Below are 18,480 nucleotides of genomic sequence, written 5' to 3'. Positions count from 1 at the left end.
GGCTCCTCAGTGAACTACGGGCGGGGGGCCCTGGGCAACGCGACACCGAACACCGTTGTCATCCCCTCTGACCTGCGGGGATTCCACCGGTTCGAGGGACGTGCCGGCTCACCCGGCGGACGCGTCCGGATGGCGCAGCCGCCAGCCCTCCCAGGCCGAGACGACCATGCTCCGCACGTCGTGGCGCGGGCTCCAGCCGAGCGTCCGGGTGATGAGGTCGTTGGCGGCGATCACCCGGGCCGGATCGCCCGGACGGCGCGGCTCCACCTCGGGGGCCAGCTCGGGGTGGCCGGTGACCTCGCCGATCAGGTCCGCCATCTCCCGGACGGACACCCCGTGCCCGGTGCCCACGTTCAGCGTCAGGTCGCCCGCCTCGGGCCGCTCCGCCAGCCGGCGGGCCGCGGCCAGGTGGGCGGTGGCCAGGTCCTCGATGTGGATGTAGTCGCGGACGCAGGTGCCGTCGGGGGTGGCGTAGTCGTCGCCGAAGATCTTCGGCCGCTCGCCCCGGGTGATCCGGTCGAACATCATCGGGATGATGTTGAACACACCGGTGTCCGCCAGCTCCGGCCGGGCCGCCCCCGCCACGTTGAAGTAGCGCAGGCAGGCGGTCGACAGGCCGTGCGCGGCGCCCACGGCCCGGACCAGCCACTCGCCGGCCAGCTTGGTCTCCCCGTAGGGGTTGATCGGCAGGCATGGCGTCGCCTCGGTGACGAGGTCCACGTCCGGCATCCCGTAGACGGCCGCGGAGGAGGAGAAGACGAAGCTCCGCACGCCCGCCGCGACGACGGCCTCCAGCAGCACGGTCAGCCCGTACACGTTCTCCCGGTAGTACAGCAGCGGGCGCTCGACCGACTCCCCGACCTGCTTCTTGGCCGCGAGGTGCACCACACCGGTCACCCCGTGCTCCTTGAGCGCCCGGTCGACGGTCTCCCGGTCCAGGACCGAGCCGCGCACCAGGGGGACGCCCTCGGGCAGCCGTGCCGCGTCACCGCTGGACAGGTCGTCCAGGACGGCAACGCGCTCCCCGGCCTCCGTCATCGCCCGCGCCACATGGGCCCCGATGTACCCGGCCCCGCCTGTGATCAGCCACGTCATGACGGCACCCTAGACCAGTCCGGACCCCGCGCCCGTCCGCGCCGGACCGCGTCCGGACGGGCCGGGAACCACCGCGGCGCCCCGTGCGTCCTCCTCGTGAGGCCCGGGCCGCACCCCGGCGGTGAACGGCGGCTTCCAGTGATCCGATAGCCTCTGCCGACGTGCCGCTCGCCACCGATGCCGGGGCCCGCGCGGCACCACCGCTGCCCGGACACCCGATGGACCCGAGGCGGCCAGGCACGCTTCCAAGGAGTGAGTTCGTCTGTCGACCGCCATCCTCACCGGTTTGCCGCCTGTCGGCTCCTCCCTGGAGGACGACCTGCGGTCCCTGGGCTTCGACGTGCGCGTGGCGGCCGACGCCGCCGCGGTCTCCGCCGAACTGGCGGCCGCCCCGGCGAACGCCCGGGTCGCCCTCGTCGACCACCGTTTCGTCGGCCACCGGCACAGCCTCCGGCTGGCGCTGACCGACCCCCGCTTCCCCGCCGCCGCGGTGCGCGGCGCCCTCACGGTGCGGCCCGAGGCCCGGGCCGCGCTGCGGGACGTCGTCGCGCTGGCCGACGGCCGGCACCGGGTGGGCGCCTACGCGGGCTTCCCGGCCGCGCCGGCCTCCCCGCTCGACGTCCTGCCGGACGCTCTGGCCGCCGGCCTGGAGGCGCACGGCGTCGCCGTGCACCGCCCCGAGCTGGGCGTCCTCGTCGCCGACGTCCCCCCGGACGCCCCGGCCCGGGCGCACGCCGCACAGGCCGTCGCGGCCACCGACGACGAGGCGGTCCGGCTGCGGAACGCCGTGAAGTCCCGCGACGGGTTCTTCACCACCTTCTGCATCAGTCCGTACTCCCGCTACATCGCCCGCTGGTGCGCCCGGCGCGGATTCACCCCCAATCAGGTGACGACCGCCTCGCTGCTGACGGCGCTGATCGCGGCGGGCTGCGCGGCGACCGGCACCCGCCCCGGCTTCGTCGCCGCCGGCCTGCTGCTGATCTTCTCGTTCGTCCTGGACTGCACCGACGGCCAGCTCGCCCGCTACTCGCTCCAGTACTCCACCCTCGGCGCGTGGCTCGACGCCACCTTCGACCGGGCCAAGGAGTACGCCTACTACGCGGGCCTGGCGCTGGGCGCCGCCCGCGGGGGCGAGGACGTCTGGGCGCTGGCACTCGGCGCGATGGTCCTCCAGACCTGCCGGCACGTCGTGGACTTCGCGTTCAACGAGGCCAACCACGACGCCACGGCGAACACCAGTCCGACCGCCGCCCTCTCCGGGAAGCTGGACAGCGTCGGCTGGACGGTCTGGGCCCGCCGCATGATCATCCTGCCGATCGGCGAGCGCTGGGCCCTGATAGCCGTCCTCACGGCGCTCACCACCCCGCGGATCGTCTTCGTCGTCCTCCTGATCGGCTGCGCCTTCGCCGCCTGCTACACCACCGCCGGCCGCGTCCTGCGCTCGGTCACCCGCAAGGCCCGCCGCACCGACCGCGCCGCCCACGCGCTGTACGAGCTCACGGACTCCGGCCCGATCGCCGAGACCATCGCCCGCGCCGCCCGCGTCAAGGGCGCCGTGACCGTCCCGCTGCTGGGCCTGCTGGGCACCGCCGCGCTGCTGGTCCCGCTGCTGGTCAAGCCCTTCGGCAGCCCCCTGGGCGTCGCCGGCGCCGCGGTCTACGCGGTCCTCACCGGCCTCGCCGTCTCCTCGCCGCTCAAGGGCGCCCTCGACTGGCTGCTCCCGCCCGTCCTCCGGGCCGCCGAATACCTGGCGATCCTCGTCCTGGCCGCGCGCTCGGACGTCGACGGGGCGCTTCCCGCGGCGTTCGGACTGGTCGCCGCGGTCGCCTACCATCACTACGACACGGTGTACCGCATCCGCGGCGGCACCGGCGCGCCCCCGCACTGGCTGGTCCGGATGATCGGCGGCCACGAGGGACGGGCGCTGGCGGTCACCGTCGCCGCCGTCCTGTGGCAGGGCCAAGGCTTCACGATCGCTCTGACGGTCCTCACGGCCGTCATCGCGCTGGCGGTGCTCATCGAGAGCATCCGCTTCTGGGTGTCCTCCGGGGCGCCCGCAGTACACGACGAAACAGGAGAACCCGCATGATCGGCCTCGTGCTGGCAGCCGGCGCCGGACGCCGTCTGCGCCCCTACACCGACACCCTTCCGAAGGCCCTGGTGCCGGTCGACGGTGACACCACCGTCCTCGACCTCACCCTGGCCAACTTCGCGGAGGTCGGTCTGACCGAGGTCGCGATCGTCGTCGGTTACCGCAAGGAGGCCGTGTACGCGCGGCAGGCGGCGCTGGAGGAGAAGTACGGCCTCAAGCTCACCCTGATCGACAACGACAAGGCCGAGGAGTGGAACAACGCCTACTCCCTGTGGTGCGCCCGTGAGGTCCTCGGCCGCGGCGTGATCCTCGCCAACGGCGATACCGTCCACCCGGTCTCCGTCGAGAAGACCCTGCTCGACGCCCGCGGCAACGGCCAGAAGATCATCCTCGCCCTCGACACGGTGAAGAACCTCGCCGACGAGGAGATGAAGGTCATCGTGGACCCCGAGAAGGGCGTCCAGCGCATCACCAAGCTGATGGACCCGGCCACCGCGACCGGCGAGTACATCGGCGTCACCCTGATCGAGCCCGAGGCCGGCGCCGAGCTCGCCGACGCCCTCAAGGCCACCTTCGAGAAGGACCCCGACCTCTACTACGAGGACGGCTACCAGGAGCTGGTCAACCGCGGCTTCAAGATCGACACCGCGCCGATCGGCGACGTCAAGTGGGTCGAGATCGACAACCACGACGACCTCGCCAAGGGCCGGGAGATCGCGTGCCAGTACTGACGAGGCTCATCCCCTCGCCGGTCGTCGTCGACATCCGGGCCGGGGCCCTGGACGATCTCGCCAGCGTCCTCGCGGACCAGCGGATCTCCAGCTCCGGCAAGCTCGCCGTCGCGATCAGCGGCGGCTCCGGGGCGGCGCTGCGCAAGCGGCTCGCCCCGGCGCTGCCCGGCGCCACCTGGTACGAGGTCGGCGGCGGCACCCTGGACGACGCCATCAAGCTGGCCGACGCCATGAAGTCGGGCCACTACGACGCGGTCGTGGGCCTGGGCGGCGGCAAGATCATCGACTGTGCGAAGTTCGCCGCCGCGCGCATCGGCCTGCCGCTGGTCGCCGTGGCCACGAACCTCTCCCACGACGGTCTCTGCTCGCCGGTCGCCACCCTCGACAACGACGCGGGCCGCGGCTCGTACGGCGTGCCCAACCCGATCGCCGTCGTCATCGACCTCGACGTCATCCGGCAGGCCCCCGGCCGCTACGTCCGCTCGGGCATCGGCGACGCCATCTCCAACATCTCCGCCGTGGCGGACTGGGAGCTGGCCAACCGGGTGCGCGGCGAGGACATCGACGGCCTGGCCGCCGCGCTGGCCCGGCAGGCCGGCGAGGCCGTGCTGCGCCACCCCGGCAACGTCGACGACGACGGGTTCCTCCAGGTGCTCGCCGAGGGCCTCGTGCTCACCGGCATCTCGATGTCCGTGGCCGGCGACAGCCGTCCGGCCTCCGGCGCCTGCCACGAGATCAACCACGCCTTCGACCTGCTCTACCCCAAGCGTGCCGCCCCGCACGGCGAGCAGTGCGGCCTCGGTGCCGCCTTCGCCATGCACCTCCGTGGCGCCCGCGAGGAGTCCGCGCTGATGGTCGAGGCGCTGCGGCGGCACAAGCTGCCCGTGCTCCCCGGCGACATCGGCTTCACCGAGGACGAGTTCGTCCGCGCCGTGGAGTTCGCTCCGCAGACCCGGCCCGGGCGGTTCACCATCCTGGAGCACCTCGCCCTCACCACCGACCAGATCAGGGACGCATACGCCGACTATGCAGAAACCGTCAGTCGCTGAACTCCGGCCGGTCGTCCACCCCGCGGGGGTGAAGGACCGGCGCAGCGGTGAGCACTGGGCCGGCCGCCTGTACATGCGGGAAATCTCGCTGCGGGTGGACCGCCACCTGGTGAACACCCGTGTCACGCCCAACCAGCTCACCTACCTGATGACCGTCGCGGGCGTCCTCGCGGCCCCGGCCCTGCTGGTGCCGGGGATCGCGGGCGCCGTGCTCGGCGCGATCGCCGTGCAGCTCTACCTGCTGCTGGACTGCGTCGACGGCGAGATCGCCCGCTGGAAGAAGCAGTACTCGATGTCCGGGGTCTACCTGGACCGGGTCGGCGCCTACCTGTGCGACGCCGCCGTCCTCGTCGGACTCGGCCTGCGCGCCGCCGACCTCTGGGGCGACGGCGGCGCCGACTGGCTGTGGGCCTTCCTCGGCACGCTCGCCGCGCTCGGCGCCGTCCTGATCAAGGCGGAGACCGACCTCGTCGGCGTCGCCCGCCACCAGCAGGGCCTGCCGCCGGTCAAGGAGGCCGCGGCCGAGCCGCGTTCCTCCGGTGTCGCCCTGGCCCGCAAGGCCGCCGCGGCGCTCAAGTTCCACCGGCTGATCCTCGGCATCGAGGCGTCCCTGCTGATCGTGCTCCTCGCGATCCTGGACCAGGCCCGGGGCGACCTCTTCTTCACCCGCCTCGGCACCGCCGTCCTCGCCGGCATCGCCCTGCTGCAGACGCTGCTGCACCTCGTGTCCATCCTCGCCTCCAGCAGGCTGCGATGAGCGCCCGGGGCCTGAAGGTCGGCGCGGTCGTCCTCACCATGGGCAACCGCCCCGCCGAGCTGCGCGCGCTGCTGGAGTCGGTCGCCAAGCAGGACGGCGACCCGATCGAGGTCGTCGTCGTGGGCAACGGCGCGCCGCTGCCCGAGCTGCACGTCCCCGGGCTGGCCGTGCGGACCGTCGAGCTGCCCGAGAACGTGGGCATCCCGGCCGGCCGCAACGTCGGCATCGAGGCGTTCGGCCCGGCGGGGCGCGACGTCGACGTCCTCCTCTTCCTGGACGACGACGGCCTGCTGCCCAACCAGGACACCGCCGAGCTGTGCCGCCGCGCGTTCGGGGCCGACCCGAAGCTGGGCATCATCAGCTTCCGCATCGCCGACCCGGACACCGGCGTCACCCAGCGCCGGCACGTCCCCCGGCTGCGCGCCTCGGACCCGATGCGCTCCTCCCGGGTGACCACCTTCCTGGGCGGCGCCAACGCGGCCCGCACCCGGGTCTTCGCGGACGCGGGCTGTCTGCCGGACGAGTTCTTCTACGCGCACGAGGAGACCGACCTCGCCTGGCGGGCCCTCGACGCGGGCTGGATGATCGACTACCGGGCGGACATGGTCCTGCACCACCCGACCACCGCCCCCAGCCGGCACGCGGTCTACCACCGCATGGTGGCCCGCAACCGGGTCTGGCTGGCCCGCCGCAACCTGCCGGCCCTCCTCGTCCCGGTCTACCTCGGGGTGTGGATGCTCCTCACCCTGGCCAGGAAGCCCTCGCTGCCGGCGCTCCGCGCCTGGTTCGGCGGCTTCAAGGAGGGCTGGACGACGCCGTGCGGCCCGCGCCGGCCCATGAAGTGGCGTACCGTGTGGCGCCTGACCCGGCTGGGTCGCCCGCCGGTGATCTGACAAGCTCTTGTCTGAGAGCATCGGGCGCTGCCGGGGGACCGTCCCCGGCAGCGCACCTTGAGGACGAAAGTGTCAACAGTGAGCGAGACAACGCACGGCAGTGCGGTCGCCATGAGTGCTGCACCATCACCCGACGACGGACTGTCGGCCGCCGAGCTGGCGAAGAAGTACGGCCTGTCGGTCAGCGGCGCCCGCCCGTCGCTGCCGGAGTACGCCCGGCAGCTGTGGGACCGGCGGCACTTCATCCTTGCCTTCTCCCGGGCCAAGATGACGGCCCAGTACAGCAAGGCCAAGCTGGGGCAGCTCTGGCACGTGGCCACGCCCCTGCTGAACGCCATGGTCTATCTGCTGATCTTCGGCGTGCTGATGCAGCAGAGCAAGGGCATGGGGATGGGGACCTACATCCCCTTCCTGGTGACGGGCGTGTTCGTCTTCACCTTCACCCAGAGCTCGGCCCTCTCCGGGGTCCGGGCCATCGCGGGCAACCTCGGGCTGGTGCGCGCCCTGCACTTCCCGCGGGCGGCGCTGCCCATCTCCTTCGCGCTCCAGCAGCTCCAGCAGCTGCTGTTCTCGATGTGCGTGGTCTTCGTCTTCCTGGTCGGCTTCGGGCACATGCCGGCGCTGTCCTGGCTGATGATCGTGCCGGTGCTGGTGCTGCAGTTCGTCTTCAACACCGGCCTGTCGCTGGTCCTGGCCCGGCTGGGCAGCAAGACCCCGGACCTCGCGCAGCTCCTGCCGTTCATCCTCCGGACGTGGATGTACGCGTCCGGTGTGATGTACAACATGGTCGAGGCGCTGAAGAAGACACACGCGCCCGGCTGGGTCATCGACGTGCTGGGCGCCAACCCGGCCGCCGTCTACATCGACCTGATGCGCTACTCGCTGATCGACGGCTACGGGTCGAGCCACCTGCCGCCGCACGTATGGCTGCTGGCCGTCGGCTGGGCGGCGCTCGTGGGTCTCGGGGGCTTCGTGTACTTCTGGAAGGCTGAGGAGCAGTACGGCCGTGGCTGAACAGAGAACCGCCCCCGACGGGGCCCGCATCCCCACCGTGATCGCGGACGACGTCCACATCGTCTACCGGGTCTACGGCGGCAACAGCGGCCGGGGCAGCGCGACCGCCGCGCTCAACCGGATCGTCAAGCGCGCCCCCAGCGCGGGCGTGCGCGAGGTGCACGCCGTGAAGGGCGTGAGCTTCACCGCGTACCGCGGGCAGGCGATCGGCCTCATCGGCTCCAACGGCTCCGGCAAGTCGACGCTGCTGAAGGCCATCGCGGGGCTGCTGCCGACCGAGCGCGGCAAGGTCTACACCGACGGCCAGCCGTCCCTGCTGGGCGTCAACGCCGCGATGATGAACGACCTGACCGGCGAGCGGAACGTCATCCTCGGCGGTCTCGCGATGGGCATGACCCGCGAGGAGATCCGCGAGCGGTACCAGGACATCGTCGACTTCTCCGGCATCAACGAGAAGGGCGACTTCATCACACTGCCCATGCGGACGTACTCGTCCGGCATGGCGGCCCGGCTGCGCTTCTCCATCGCCGCGGCGAAGAAGCACGACGTGCTGATGATCGACGAGGCGCTGGCCACCGGTGACCGGTCGTTCCAGAAGCGCTCGGAGGCCCGGGTCCGCGAACTCCGCCAGGAGGCGGGCACGGTCTTCCTGGTGAGTCACAACAACCGCTCGATCCGGGACACCTGCGACCGGGTCCTCTGGCTGGAACACGGCCAGTTGCTGATGGACGGGCCGACGGACGAGGTCGTCCGGGCCTACGAGAAGGAGACCGCCCGCTGAGGGCGGATTCGGGCCTCCCGCCGCACCGCGCGGCGGGGGGCCCGTTCCGTTGGCGCGGTACGAAATGACATGGACCCGCATATTGACTGGGACGGTCACGGCGGGGCGTGGCATTGTATGGATCAAGCACGGACCTCGGCGAAGAGCCCGTGCTTGTACGGCGTACGCTGTAGCGTGCTGTGCCGGGAAGGCGCCGGGAGGCGCCGGGCACCAGGGGCGTTTCAGGGGCGGCTCACGGGGGAGCAGGGCAGGAGGCCGCGCTGCGGCGTGTCCGAAATAGGATGTTCTGGGTCGGCAGTGTAGAACGGGAGATGTGACGGCGATGGCTGTGTTGGCTGCGGGGCCTCTCCAGATCAGAGGCGCATACGCCGTCTGTGGTCCGGGCAGCCCGCGATGACCGCGGGGACGGACGCGCACGCGCGTGCCGTGCTCGACAAGGCCGCGCACGAGAACTTCCCGGTCGCGCCGTTCTTCCTGCCGCGCGCCCGGCGTGACGATCTGATGGCGATCTACGGTTACGCGCGGCTGGTCGACGACATCGGCGACGGCGACGTGGCCCCCGGCGGGCGCGACGCCGAGCTGCTGGGGCTCGACCGCGAGCAGGCGGACGACCGGATCGCGATGCTCGACGCCTTCGAGGCCGACCTGCGGCGGGTCTTCGACGCCCACGGCACCGGCCCCCGGCACCCGCTGCTGCGGCGGATCCGGCCGATGGTCCGGCGCCACGGCCTCACCCCGGAGCCCTTCCTGGGCCTGATCGAGGCCAACCGGATGGACCAGCGGGTGCGCCGCTACGCCACGTACGACGACCTGCTCGCCTACTGCGAGCTGTCGGCGAACCCCGTCGGCCGGCTCGTGCTCGGCGTCACCGACACGGCCAGCCCGGAGCGGATCCGCCGCTCGGACGCGGTCTGCACGGCGCTCCAGATCGTCGAGCACCTCCAGGACGTGGCCGAGGACCTGGCACGTGACAGGATCTACCTCCCGGCCGAGGACATGGAACGTTTCCGGGTGAGCGAGGCCGACCTCGCACGGCCCAGCGCGGGCGCGTCGGTGCGCGCCCTGGTCGCGTTCGAGGCGGAACGCGCCCGGTGCCTGCTGAATGAAGGGACCCCCCTGGTGGGTAGCGTCCACGGCAGGCTGAAGCTGTTGCTCGCGGGGTTCGTGGGCGGGGGGAGGGCCGCGCTCCGGGCGGTCGCCGCCGCGGGACACGACGTACTCCCCGGACCGCCCAAGCCCACCAAGCTCAGCATGCTGCGCGAGGTGGGGGCGACACTGCGAAGAGAGGGGTGAGCGGGACCGTGATCGGAACGCCACACGCGTCCGCACCGGTACTCGCCGCGTACAGCTACTGCGAGGCCGTCACCGGACAGCAGGCCGGCAACTTCAGCTACGGGATCAGGCTGCTGCCCACCGCCAAGCGGCGGGCCATGTCGGCGCTGTACGCCTTCTCCCGGCGGGTCGACGACATCGGGGACGGACCGCTGGACGACGAGTCCAAGCGGCTCCGGCTGGAGGAGACGCGCGCCGTGCTGGGCCGGATAAGGGACGGCGGCGTCGAGGAGGACGACACCGACCCGGTGGCCGTCGCCCTGGCGCACGCCGCGCGGCGCTTTCCCATTCCGCTCGGCGCGCTCGACGAACTGATCGACGGCGTCCAGATGGACGTTCGCGGCGAGACCTACGAGACCTGGGACGACCTCGCGGTGTACTGCCGCTGCGTCGCGGGGTCGATCGGACGGCTCTCGCTCGGCGTGTTCGGCACCGTGCCCGGCGCACGGGATACCGAACGCGCCTCCGAGTACGCCAATACGCTGGGGCTGGCGCTCCAGCTCACCAACATCCTGCGCGACGTCCGGGAGGACGCGGCCAACGGCCGGACGTACCTGCCCTCCGACGACCTCGCCAAGTTCGGCTGCTCGGCCGGGTTCGGCTCCGCCGTGCCGCCGGAGGGTGCCGACTTCACCGGCCTGGTGGCCTTCGAGGTCCGCCGCGCCCGCGCGCTGTTCGCCGAGGGGATGCGGCTGCTGCCGATGCTCGACCGGCGCAGCGGCGCCTGCGTCGCCGCCATGTCCGGCATCTACCGCCGGCTGCTCGACCGCATCGCCGAGACCCCGCAGGCCGTGCTGCGCGGCCGGGTCTCGCTCCCCGGCCGGGAGAAGGCCCTGGTGGCCGTCCGCGGGCTGTCCGGTTACGACGCGCGCAGCGTCCGGCAGACCGCCAGGGGGCGCGCTTGATGACCCCCGCCCGCACCGGCGGGCCGGACGCGCGGGCCCCGCTCGGGGACGCAACCTCCGACGGCGTGGACGCGTCCCTGACAGCAGCCAGAAGGGTGGGAGCATGACGGAGACGGACGCACCCGCCGTACCTCCGGCCGACCGGTCCGGGCGCCCCGAGGGGGCGGCCGCCGTGGTGGTCGGGGGCGGACTCGCCGGCGTCACGGCGGCGCTGGAGCTCGCCGACGCCGGGCTGCGCGTCACCCTGCTGGAGGGCCGCCCCCGGCTGGGCGGCCTCGCCTTCTCGTTCCGACGGGGCGAGCTGACCGTCGACAACGGCCAGCACGTCTTCCTGCGCTGCTGCACCGCCTACCGCTGGTTCCTCGACCGGGTCGACGCGGGCCACCTCGCCACCGTGCAGGACCGGCTCGACGTCCCCGTCCTGGACGTCGGCCACCGCTCGGGCCGTCCGCGCCTGGGCCGGCTGCGCCGGTCCGCGCTGCCGGTCCCGCTGCACCTGGCGGCGAGCCTGGCCACCTACCCGCACCTGTCGTTCGCCGAGCGGATGAGCGTCGGCCGCGCCGCGCTGGCGCTGCGCGGGCTCGACCCCGCCGACCCGGCCCTGGACGACGTCGACTTCGCCACCTGGCTGCACCGCCACGGGCAGTCGGCGCGGACCGTCGAGGCGCTGTGGGACCTGGTGGGCGTCGCCACCCTGAACGCCACCGCCGACCAGGCGGCGATGGGGCTGGCCGCGAAGGTCTTCAAGACCGGGCTGCTCTCCGAGCCGGGCGCCGCCGACATCGGCTGGGCGAGCGTGCCGCTGGGCGAGCTGCACGACACCCGGGCCCGGGCCGCGCTGGACAAGGCCGGGGTACGGGTCGCGCTGCGCACCCGTGTCACCGGGCTCGACCGCGCCGCCGACGGCCGCTGGCGGGTGGAGACGGAGACCGGCCCCGGCACCGGGGAGCGGCTGGCGGCCGACACCGTCGTGCTCGCCGTCCCGCAGCGGGAGACGCACGCCCTGCTGCCGGACGGCGCGCTGCCCGACGCCGGGCGGCTGCTGGAGATCGGCACCGCGCCGATCCTCAACCTGCATGTGATTTATGATCGCAAAGTCCTGCGGCAGCCGTTCTTCACGGCGCTCGGCAGTCCCGTGCAGTGGGTCTTCGACCGGACGCACTCCTCGGGGCTGGCGGAACGCACCGCGACCGGGCAGTACCTGGCGGTCTCCCAGTCGGCCGCGCAGGACGACATCGACCGGCCGGTCGCCGAGCTGCGGGCGCGCTACCTGCCCGAGCTGGAGCGGCTGCTGCCGGCCGCCCGCGGCGCCGGCGTGCGGGACTTCTTCGTGACCCGGGAGCGGACAGCGACGTTCGCCCCCGCACCGGGCGTCGGCCGGCTGCGGCCGGGCGCCCGGACCGACGCGCCGGGCCTGTTCCTGGCCGGCGCGTGGACCGCCACCGGCTGGCCCGCGACCATGGAGGGCGCCGTGCGCAGTGGTCTCAACGCCGCGGACGCGGCTCTCGCCGGGCTCGGCCGGACCTATCGCAGCCCCGTGCGGGAGGCGGTATGACCCAGCGAGCCCGCCCCAGAGGGGGCACCCCCACGGCGCGCGCCCCCCGAACGGGGCGCGCGTGAGCACGATCACCAGAGGAGAGACCGTGACTTCGGCGATCCCAGCCTGCGATACCGGCGACGTCAGCGCCCTGTTGGAGCGCGGACGGACGCTCGCCGCGCCGGTGTTGCGTGCCGCCGTCAACCGGCTCGCGGCACCGATGGACACCGTGGCCGCCTACCACTTCGGCTGGATCGACGTCGACGGGCGGCCGACGGACGGCGACAGCGGCAAGGCCGTCCGCCCCGCCCTGGCCCTGCTGTCGGCCGAGGCCGCCGGCGCCGCCCCGGAGACGGGCGTGCCGGGGGCGGTGGCCGTGGAGCTCGTGCACAACTTCTCGCTGCTGCACGACGACCTGATGGACGGCGACGAGCAGCGCCGGCACCGCGACACCGTGTGGAAGGTGCACGGGCCGGCGCAGGCCATCCTCGTAGGCGACGCTCTGTTCGCGCTCGCGAACGAGGTGCTGCTGGAGCTGGGCACGGCCGAGGCCGGCCGGGCCACCCGCCGGCTGACCACCGCGACCCGCAAGCTGATCGACGGCCAGGCCCAGGACATCTCGTACGAGCACCGCGAGCGGGTCACCGTGGCGGAGTGCCTGGAGATGGAGGGCAACAAGACCGGAGCCCTGCTGGCCTGCGCCGCCTCCATCGGCGCGGTGCTCGGCGGGGCCGACGACCGCACGGCCGACGTCCTGGAGGCGTACGGCTACCACATGGGCCTGGCCTTCCAGGCGGTCGACGACCTGCTCGGCATCTGGGGCGACCCGGAGGCCACCGGCAAGCAGACCTGGAGCGATCTGCGGCAGCGCAAGAAGTCGCTGCCGGTCGTGGCGGCCCTGGCGGCCGGCGGACCGGCTTCCGAGCGGCTGGCCCGCATCCTCGCCGAGGACGCGAAGCTGACCGACGCCCAGCTCGCCGACTTCGACGAGGAAGAATTCGCCAGCCGCGCGGCGTTGATCGAGGAGGCCGGCGGCCGGGAGTGGACCTCCCAGGAGGCCCGCCGGCAGCACGCGACGGCGATCGAGGCGCTGGACGGAGTTGACATCCCGTCAGATATCCGGGCCCGTCTCGTCGCGCTGTCGGACTTCGTTGTAGTACGAAAGAGATGATGAGTATTCACCCGAACTAGCCATCGCGGTCGCCGGCCGGCGCGCTGCTCGCGTCGGTCGACGGAAACCCCAGGTACGGCAGTACGGCAGAGAAGCAACTCACTGCATTAGGGGAAACCATGACAGCGACGACCGACGGCGCCGGGGCTCTCCTGCCCCGTGCGGCCGAGGCCGGTCACAGTGCCACCGCTGTGACAGAAGTGAAGGAGGAGGCGGCCGGCGGAGCACCGGCCGCCGTCCGCGCCGCCGCCGAGCGGGCCACCGCCCGGGCGACCGAGTACCTCCTGTCCCGCCAGGACGAGCGGGGATGGTGGAAGGGCGACCTGGAGACCAATGTCACCATGGACGCCGAGGACCTGCTGCTCCGCGAGTTCCTGGGGATCAGGGACGACCGCACCACCCGCGCCGCCGCCCGCTGGATCCGCTCCCAGCAGCGGCCCGACGGCACCTGGGCCACCTTCCACGGCGGGCCGGGCGAGCTGTCCGCCACCGTCGAGGCGTACGTGGCCCTCCGCCTCGCCGGGGACGCCCCCGACGACGTCCACATGGCCGCCGCCTCCGCCTGGGTCCGCGAGCACGGCGGCATCGCCGCCACCCGGGTCTTCACCCGGATCTGGCTGGCCCTCTTCGGCTGGTGGAAGTGGGAGGACCTCCCGGAGATGCCTCCGGAGATCATGTTCCTCCCCAAGTGGATGCCGCTGAACATCTACGACTTCGCCTGCTGGGCCCGGCAGACCATCGTGCCCCTCACCGTCGTCGGCGCCCACCGGCCCGTCCGGCCCGCGCCGTTCGCCCTCGACGAGCTGCACACCGACCCCCGCCGCCCCAACCCGCCGCGCCCGCCCGCGCCGGCCGCCTCCTGGGACGGCTTCTTCCAGCGCCTGGACAAGGCGCTGCACGCCTACCGCAGGGTCGCCGTCCGCCCGCTGCGCCGCGCCGCGCTCAACGCCGCCGCCCGCTGGATCGTCGAGCGCCAGGAGAACGACGGCTGCTGGGGCGGCATCCAGCCCCCGGCGGTGTACTCCGTCATCGCCCTCCACCTCCTCGGCTACGACCTGGAGCACCCGGTGCTGCGCGCGGGCCTGGAGTCGCTGGACCGCTTCGCCGTCTGGCGCGAGGACGCGGACGGCGAGCCGGTCCGGATGATCGAGGCCTGCCAGTCCCCGGTCTGGGACACCTGCCTGGCCACCATCGCCCTCGCCGACGCCGGGCTCGCCCCCGACCACCCGGCGCTGGTGAAGGCCGCCGACTGGATGCTCGACGAGCAGGTGCTGCGGCCCGGCGACTGGTCCGTCCGGCGCCCCAAACTCCAGCCGGGCGCCTGGGCGTTCGAGTTCCACAACGACAACTACCCGGACGTCGACGACACCGCCGAGGTGGTGCTCGCGCTGCTGCGGGTCCGCCACCCGGACCCGGCGCGCGTCCAGGAGGCCGTCCGGCGGGCCATGCGCTGGACCGTGGGGATGCGGTCGCGGAACGGCGCCTGGGCGGCGTTCGACGTCGACAACACCAGCCCCTTCCCCAACCGGCTCCCGTTCTGCGACTTCGGCGAGGTCATCGACCCGCCCTCCGCGGACGTGACCGCCCACGTGGTGGAGGCGCTGGCCGTCCTCGGCAAACAGCACGACCCCCGCGCGCGCGGGGGCATCGAGTGGCTGCTCGCCGAACAGGAGGAGTGCGGCGCCTGGTTCGGCCGCTGGGGCGTCAACTACGTCTACGGCACCGGCGCGGTGGTCCCCGCGCTCGTCGCCGCGGGCCTGCCCGGCTCCCACCCCGCCCTCCGGCGGGCCGTGGCCTGGCTGGAGAGCGTCCAGAACGCCGACGGCGGCTGGGGCGAGGACCTGCGCTCCTACCGCGACGCCGACTGGATGGGCCGCGGGGCCTCCACCGCCTCCCAGACCGCCTGGGCCCTGCTCGCCCTGCTGGCGGCGGGGGGGCGGGACAGCCCGGCCGTGGCACGCGGGGTGGCCTGGCTGGCCGAGACCCAGCGCCCGGACGGCTCCTGGGACGAGCCGTACTTCACCGGCACCGGCTTCCCCTGGGACTTCTCCATCAACTACCACCTGTACCGGCAGGTGTTCCCGCTCACGGCCCTCGGCCGCTACCTGCACGGCGAACCCTTCGCTGCCCGGGAGGCATGATGGATCCCGGCACGGAACCACCCGTAGCGCCCCTGCTGGTCGCCTGCGCCCTGGGCATCGAGCGCCTCGCCCTGCGCGGCGGCCGGCACGGCGCGGCGGGCTCCGCCACCATCCTGCGGACGGGCATGGGCCCGCAGGCGGCGGACCGTGCCGTGACCGCGGCGCTCGGCGGCGACGGCCGGTACGCCGCGCTCGCCGACGCCGCCGTGATCGCCACCGGGTTCTGCGCCGGCCTGGCCCCCGGGATGCACCCCGGGGACCTGGTCGTCGCCGACGAGACCCGGGACGCCGAGGGGCGTACCGAGTGCACCGGTGTGGAGCTCCTCGCCAAGGAGCTCGCCCGGGTGGTACCCAGGCGGACCATCCACACCGGCCCACTGGTAGGTTCCGACCATGTGGTGCGCGGGGCGGAACGATCCGCCCTGCACGCCTCGGGGGCGCTCGCGGTGGACATGGAGTCCGCCGCCACCCTCAGAAGCGCCGTCCGGGCCGGTCCGCGCCCGGTTGCGGCCGTCCGAGTGGTCGTCGACGCCCCCGAACACGAGCTTGTCCGCATCGGGACCCTGCGCGGTGGAATATCGGCATTCCGTGTGCTGCGCACCGTCCTGCCGGCCTTTTTTGCATGGCACCGTTCTTTGCTGCTCCCCAGGAGGTGAGCCAGATGGCAATGCCGCTTCGTCAGTCCATTCGCGTAGGCACCTATCTCGCAGAACAGAAGCTGCGCAGGCGGGAGAAGTTCCCGTTGATCGTGGAACTGGAACCCCTTTTCGCCTGCAACCTGAAGTGCGAGGGCTGCGGCAAGATCCAGCATCCGGCGGGAATCCTGAAACAGCGCATGCCGGTGGCGCAGGCGGTCGGCGCGGTGCTGGAGTCCGGCGCGCCGATGGTCTCCATCGCGGGCGGCGAGCCCCTGATGCACCCTCAGATCGACGAGATCGTGCGCCAGTTGGTGGCCAGGAGGAAATACGTCTTCCTCTGCACCAATGCCATGCTGCTGCGCAAGAAGCTCGACAAGTTCACGCCCTCCCGGTACTTCGCCTTCGCGGTGCACATCGACGGGCTGCGCGAGCGGCACGACGAGTCCGTGGCGAAGGAGGGCGTCTTCGACGAGGCGGTGGCGGCCATCAAGGAGGCCAAGCGGCGCGGCTTCCGGGTCACCACCAACTCGACGTTCTTCAACACCGACACCCCCCAGACCATCGTCGAGGTGCTCAACTACCTCAACGACGACCTGAAGGTGGACGAGATGATGATCTCGCCCGCCTACGCCTACGAGAAGGCCCCGGACCAGGACCACTTCCTGGGCGTCGAGCAGACCCGGGAGCTTTTCTCCAAGGCGTTCGCCGGCGGCAACCGCAAGCGGTGGCGGCTCAACCACAGCCCCCTCTTCCTGGACTTCCTGGAGGGCAAGGCCGACTTCCCCTGCACCGCCTGGGCCATCCCCAACTACTCGCTCTTCGGCTGGCAGCGCCCCTGCTACCTGATGAGCGACGGGTACGTGCCCACGTACCGGCAGCTGGTCGAGGAGACCGACTGGGACAAGTACGGCCGCGGCAAGGACCCGCGGTGCGCCAACTGCATGGCGCACTGCGGCTACGAGCCCACCGCCGTGCTGGCGACCATGGGCTCGCTCAAGGAGTCCCTGCGCGCCGTCCGCGAGACCGTCTCGGGCAACCGGGACTGACGGCCGTGACCGTGACGGAACCGGTCGCCCTCGGCATGCCCTCCGTCCCGCTCCGGATCGCCGACCGCAGGGTCAGCCGGCAGATCCGGGTCGGGTCGGTGGCCGTGGGTGGGGACGCGCCGGTGTCGGTGCAGTCGATGACGACCACGCGGACGTCGGACATCGGTGCGACGTTGCAGCAGATCGCGGAGCTGACGGCGTCGGGCTGCCAGATCGTGCGGGTGGCGTGTCCGACGCAGGACGACGCCGACGCGTTGAAGGTGATCGCGGCGAAGTCGCAGATCCCGGTGATCGCGGACATTCACTTCCAGCCGAAGTACGTGTTCGCGGCGATCGACGCGGGCTGCGCGGCGGTGCGGGTGAACCCGGGGAACATCAAGCAGTTCGACGACAAGGTCAAGGAGATCGCGAAGGCGGCCTCCGAGGCCGGCACCCCGATCCGGATCGGGGTGAACGCCGGGTCGCTGGACCGGCGTCTGCTGCGGAAGTACGGCAAGGCCACGCCGGAGGCGCTGGTGGAGTCGGCTCTGTGGGAGGCGTCGCTGTTCGAGGAGCACGGTTTCCGGGACATCAAGATCTCGGTCAAGCACAACGACCCGGTCGTGATGGTCAACGCCTACCGCCAGCTCGCCGCCCAGTGCGACTACCCGCTGCACTTGGGCGTGACGGAGGCGGGCCCGGCGTTCCAGGGCACGATCAAGTCGGCGGTGGCCTTCGGCGCGCTGCTGTCGGAGGGCATCGGGGACACGATCCGCGTCTCGCTGTCGGCGCCGCCGGCGGAGGAGGTCAAGGTCGGCATCCAGATCCTGGAGTCGCTGAATCTGCGCCAGCGCCGACTGGAGATCGTCTCGTGTCCGTCGTGCGGGCGGGCGCAGGTGGACGTCTACAAGCTGGCGGACGAGGTGACGGCGGGCCTGGAGGGCATGGAGGTGCCGCTGCGGGTGGCCGTGATGGGTTGTGTGGTCAACGGTCCGGGTGAGGCGCGTGAGGCGGACCTGGGTGTGGCGTCCGGCAATGGCAAGGGGCAGATCTTCGTGAAGGGCGAGGTCATCAAGACCGTCCCCGAGTCGAAGATCGTCGAGACCCTCATCGACGAAGCGATGAAGCTGGCCGACGGCATGGCGGCGGCGGGCGTGCCCTCGGGGCCGCCCGCCGTGACCGTGACCGGTTAGCGAGAACCGACACGGGACCCGGCGCGAGGGGCCGGGGCCGACCGGGAAGCCGACGGGCCCGAGGGCGGCCGGAGAGATCCGGCGGCGCGGGACGGCCCGGCGGCGGCCCGGAACAGACAAGGCCGA

16 protein-coding genes are annotated in these 18,480 nt (G+C 72.5%); 15 read left to right on the top strand and 1 reads right to left on the bottom strand.

All coding sequences use genetic code 11. The features are described from left to right. Positions 1-108: 108 nt before the first annotated feature. The gene (gene galE, locus ACSNOK_RS01745; RefSeq protein ID WP_436778718.1) at positions 109-1,095 is read right to left on the bottom strand and encodes a UDP-glucose 4-epimerase GalE; all 987 of its coding nucleotides are present in this window, start codon (positions 1,093-1,095) and stop codon (positions 109-111) included. Positions 1,096-1,357: 262 nt separating this feature from the next. Between galE and ACSNOK_RS01740 the strand changes: the two genes are divergently transcribed. From ACSNOK_RS01740 to ispG, 15 genes are all read left to right on the top strand, one after another. Next, entirely contained in the window at positions 1,358-3,184 is a 1,827-nt protein-coding gene (locus ACSNOK_RS01740) for a DUF5941 domain-containing protein (protein WP_436778740.1), read from the top strand. Continuing rightward, positions 3,181-3,918, top strand: coding sequence for a sugar phosphate nucleotidyltransferase (locus tag ACSNOK_RS01735; protein ID WP_436778717.1), 738 nt, complete (start codon positions 3,181-3,183; stop codon positions 3,916-3,918). The genes ACSNOK_RS01740 and ACSNOK_RS01735 overlap by 4 nt, the downstream gene beginning before the upstream one ends. Further along, positions 3,906-4,967 (top strand): iron-containing alcohol dehydrogenase family protein, encoded by a 1,062-nt coding sequence (locus ACSNOK_RS01730; RefSeq protein WP_436778716.1) that lies wholly within the window; start codon positions 3,906-3,908, stop codon positions 4,965-4,967. Before ACSNOK_RS01735 ends, ACSNOK_RS01730 begins: the two co-directional genes overlap by 13 nt. Beyond that, positions 4,945-5,724 (top strand): CDP-alcohol phosphatidyltransferase family protein, encoded by a 780-nt coding sequence (locus ACSNOK_RS01725; protein ID WP_436778715.1) that lies wholly within the window; start codon positions 4,945-4,947, stop codon positions 5,722-5,724. Before ACSNOK_RS01730 ends, ACSNOK_RS01725 begins: the two co-directional genes overlap by 23 nt. After that, positions 5,721-6,617, top strand: coding sequence for a glycosyltransferase family 2 protein (locus tag ACSNOK_RS01720; RefSeq protein ID WP_436778714.1), 897 nt, complete (start codon positions 5,721-5,723; stop codon positions 6,615-6,617). Before ACSNOK_RS01725 ends, ACSNOK_RS01720 begins: the two co-directional genes overlap by 4 nt. Positions 6,618-6,695: 78 nt before the next feature. Continuing rightward, positions 6,696-7,631: an ABC transporter permease gene (locus ACSNOK_RS01715; protein ID WP_436778713.1), complete on the top strand. Its 936-nt coding sequence runs from the start codon at positions 6,696-6,698 to the stop codon at positions 7,629-7,631. Then, positions 7,624-8,412 carry an ABC transporter ATP-binding protein gene (locus ACSNOK_RS01710; protein WP_436778712.1) on the top strand — a complete coding sequence of 263 codons (789 nt, stop codon included), beginning with the start codon at positions 7,624-7,626 and terminating at the stop codon, positions 8,410-8,412. Before ACSNOK_RS01715 ends, ACSNOK_RS01710 begins: the two co-directional genes overlap by 8 nt. A 393-nt stretch (positions 8,413-8,805) precedes the next feature. Continuing rightward, positions 8,806-9,705 carry a squalene synthase HpnC gene (gene hpnC, locus ACSNOK_RS01705; protein WP_436778711.1) on the top strand — a complete coding sequence of 300 codons (900 nt, stop codon included), beginning with the start codon at positions 8,806-8,808 and terminating at the stop codon, positions 9,703-9,705. Then, complete coding sequence (gene hpnD, locus ACSNOK_RS01700) at positions 9,702-10,649, top strand: presqualene diphosphate synthase HpnD (RefSeq protein WP_436778710.1); 948 nt, start codon at positions 9,702-9,704, stop codon at positions 10,647-10,649. The genes hpnC and hpnD overlap by 4 nt, the downstream gene beginning before the upstream one ends. A 103-nt stretch (positions 10,650-10,752) precedes the next feature. Continuing rightward, positions 10,753-12,204 (top strand): hydroxysqualene dehydroxylase HpnE, encoded by a 1,452-nt coding sequence (gene hpnE, locus ACSNOK_RS01695; protein ID WP_436778709.1) that lies wholly within the window; start codon positions 10,753-10,755, stop codon positions 12,202-12,204. A 61-nt stretch (positions 12,205-12,265) separates the two neighbouring features. Further along, on the top strand, positions 12,266-13,357 hold the full coding sequence (locus tag ACSNOK_RS01690) for a polyprenyl synthetase family protein (protein WP_436778708.1): 1,092 nt from the start codon (positions 12,266-12,268) through the stop codon (positions 13,355-13,357). 119 nt (positions 13,358-13,476) lie between these two features. Next, positions 13,477-15,498: a squalene--hopene cyclase gene (shc, locus tag ACSNOK_RS01685; protein WP_436778707.1), complete on the top strand. Its 2,022-nt coding sequence runs from the start codon at positions 13,477-13,479 to the stop codon at positions 15,496-15,498. Continuing rightward, positions 15,498-16,154 (top strand): phosphorylase family protein, encoded by a 657-nt coding sequence (locus ACSNOK_RS01680; RefSeq protein ID WP_436778706.1) that lies wholly within the window; start codon positions 15,498-15,500, stop codon positions 16,152-16,154. The genes shc and ACSNOK_RS01680 overlap by 1 nt, the downstream gene beginning before the upstream one ends. Before the next feature lie 5 nt (positions 16,155-16,159). Further along, positions 16,160-17,182: an adenosyl-hopene transferase HpnH gene (hpnH, locus tag ACSNOK_RS01675; RefSeq protein WP_436778705.1), complete on the top strand. Its 1,023-nt coding sequence runs from the start codon at positions 16,160-16,162 to the stop codon at positions 17,180-17,182. 35 nt (positions 17,183-17,217) lie between these two features. Beyond that, on the top strand, positions 17,218-18,354 hold the full coding sequence (gene ispG / locus ACSNOK_RS01670) for a flavodoxin-dependent (E)-4-hydroxy-3-methylbut-2-enyl-diphosphate synthase (protein WP_436778739.1): 1,137 nt from the start codon (positions 17,218-17,220) through the stop codon (positions 18,352-18,354). Positions 18,355-18,480: the final 126 nt, after the last annotated feature.

The sequence above is a fragment of the Streptomyces sp. URMC 126 genome, assembly GCF_051386555.1.
Classification (GTDB): Bacteria; Actinomycetota; Actinomycetes; order Streptomycetales; family Streptomycetaceae; genus Streptomyces.
Note: the sequence above shows the minus strand (reverse complement) of the source record. Positions and strands in the feature narration are given on the sequence as shown.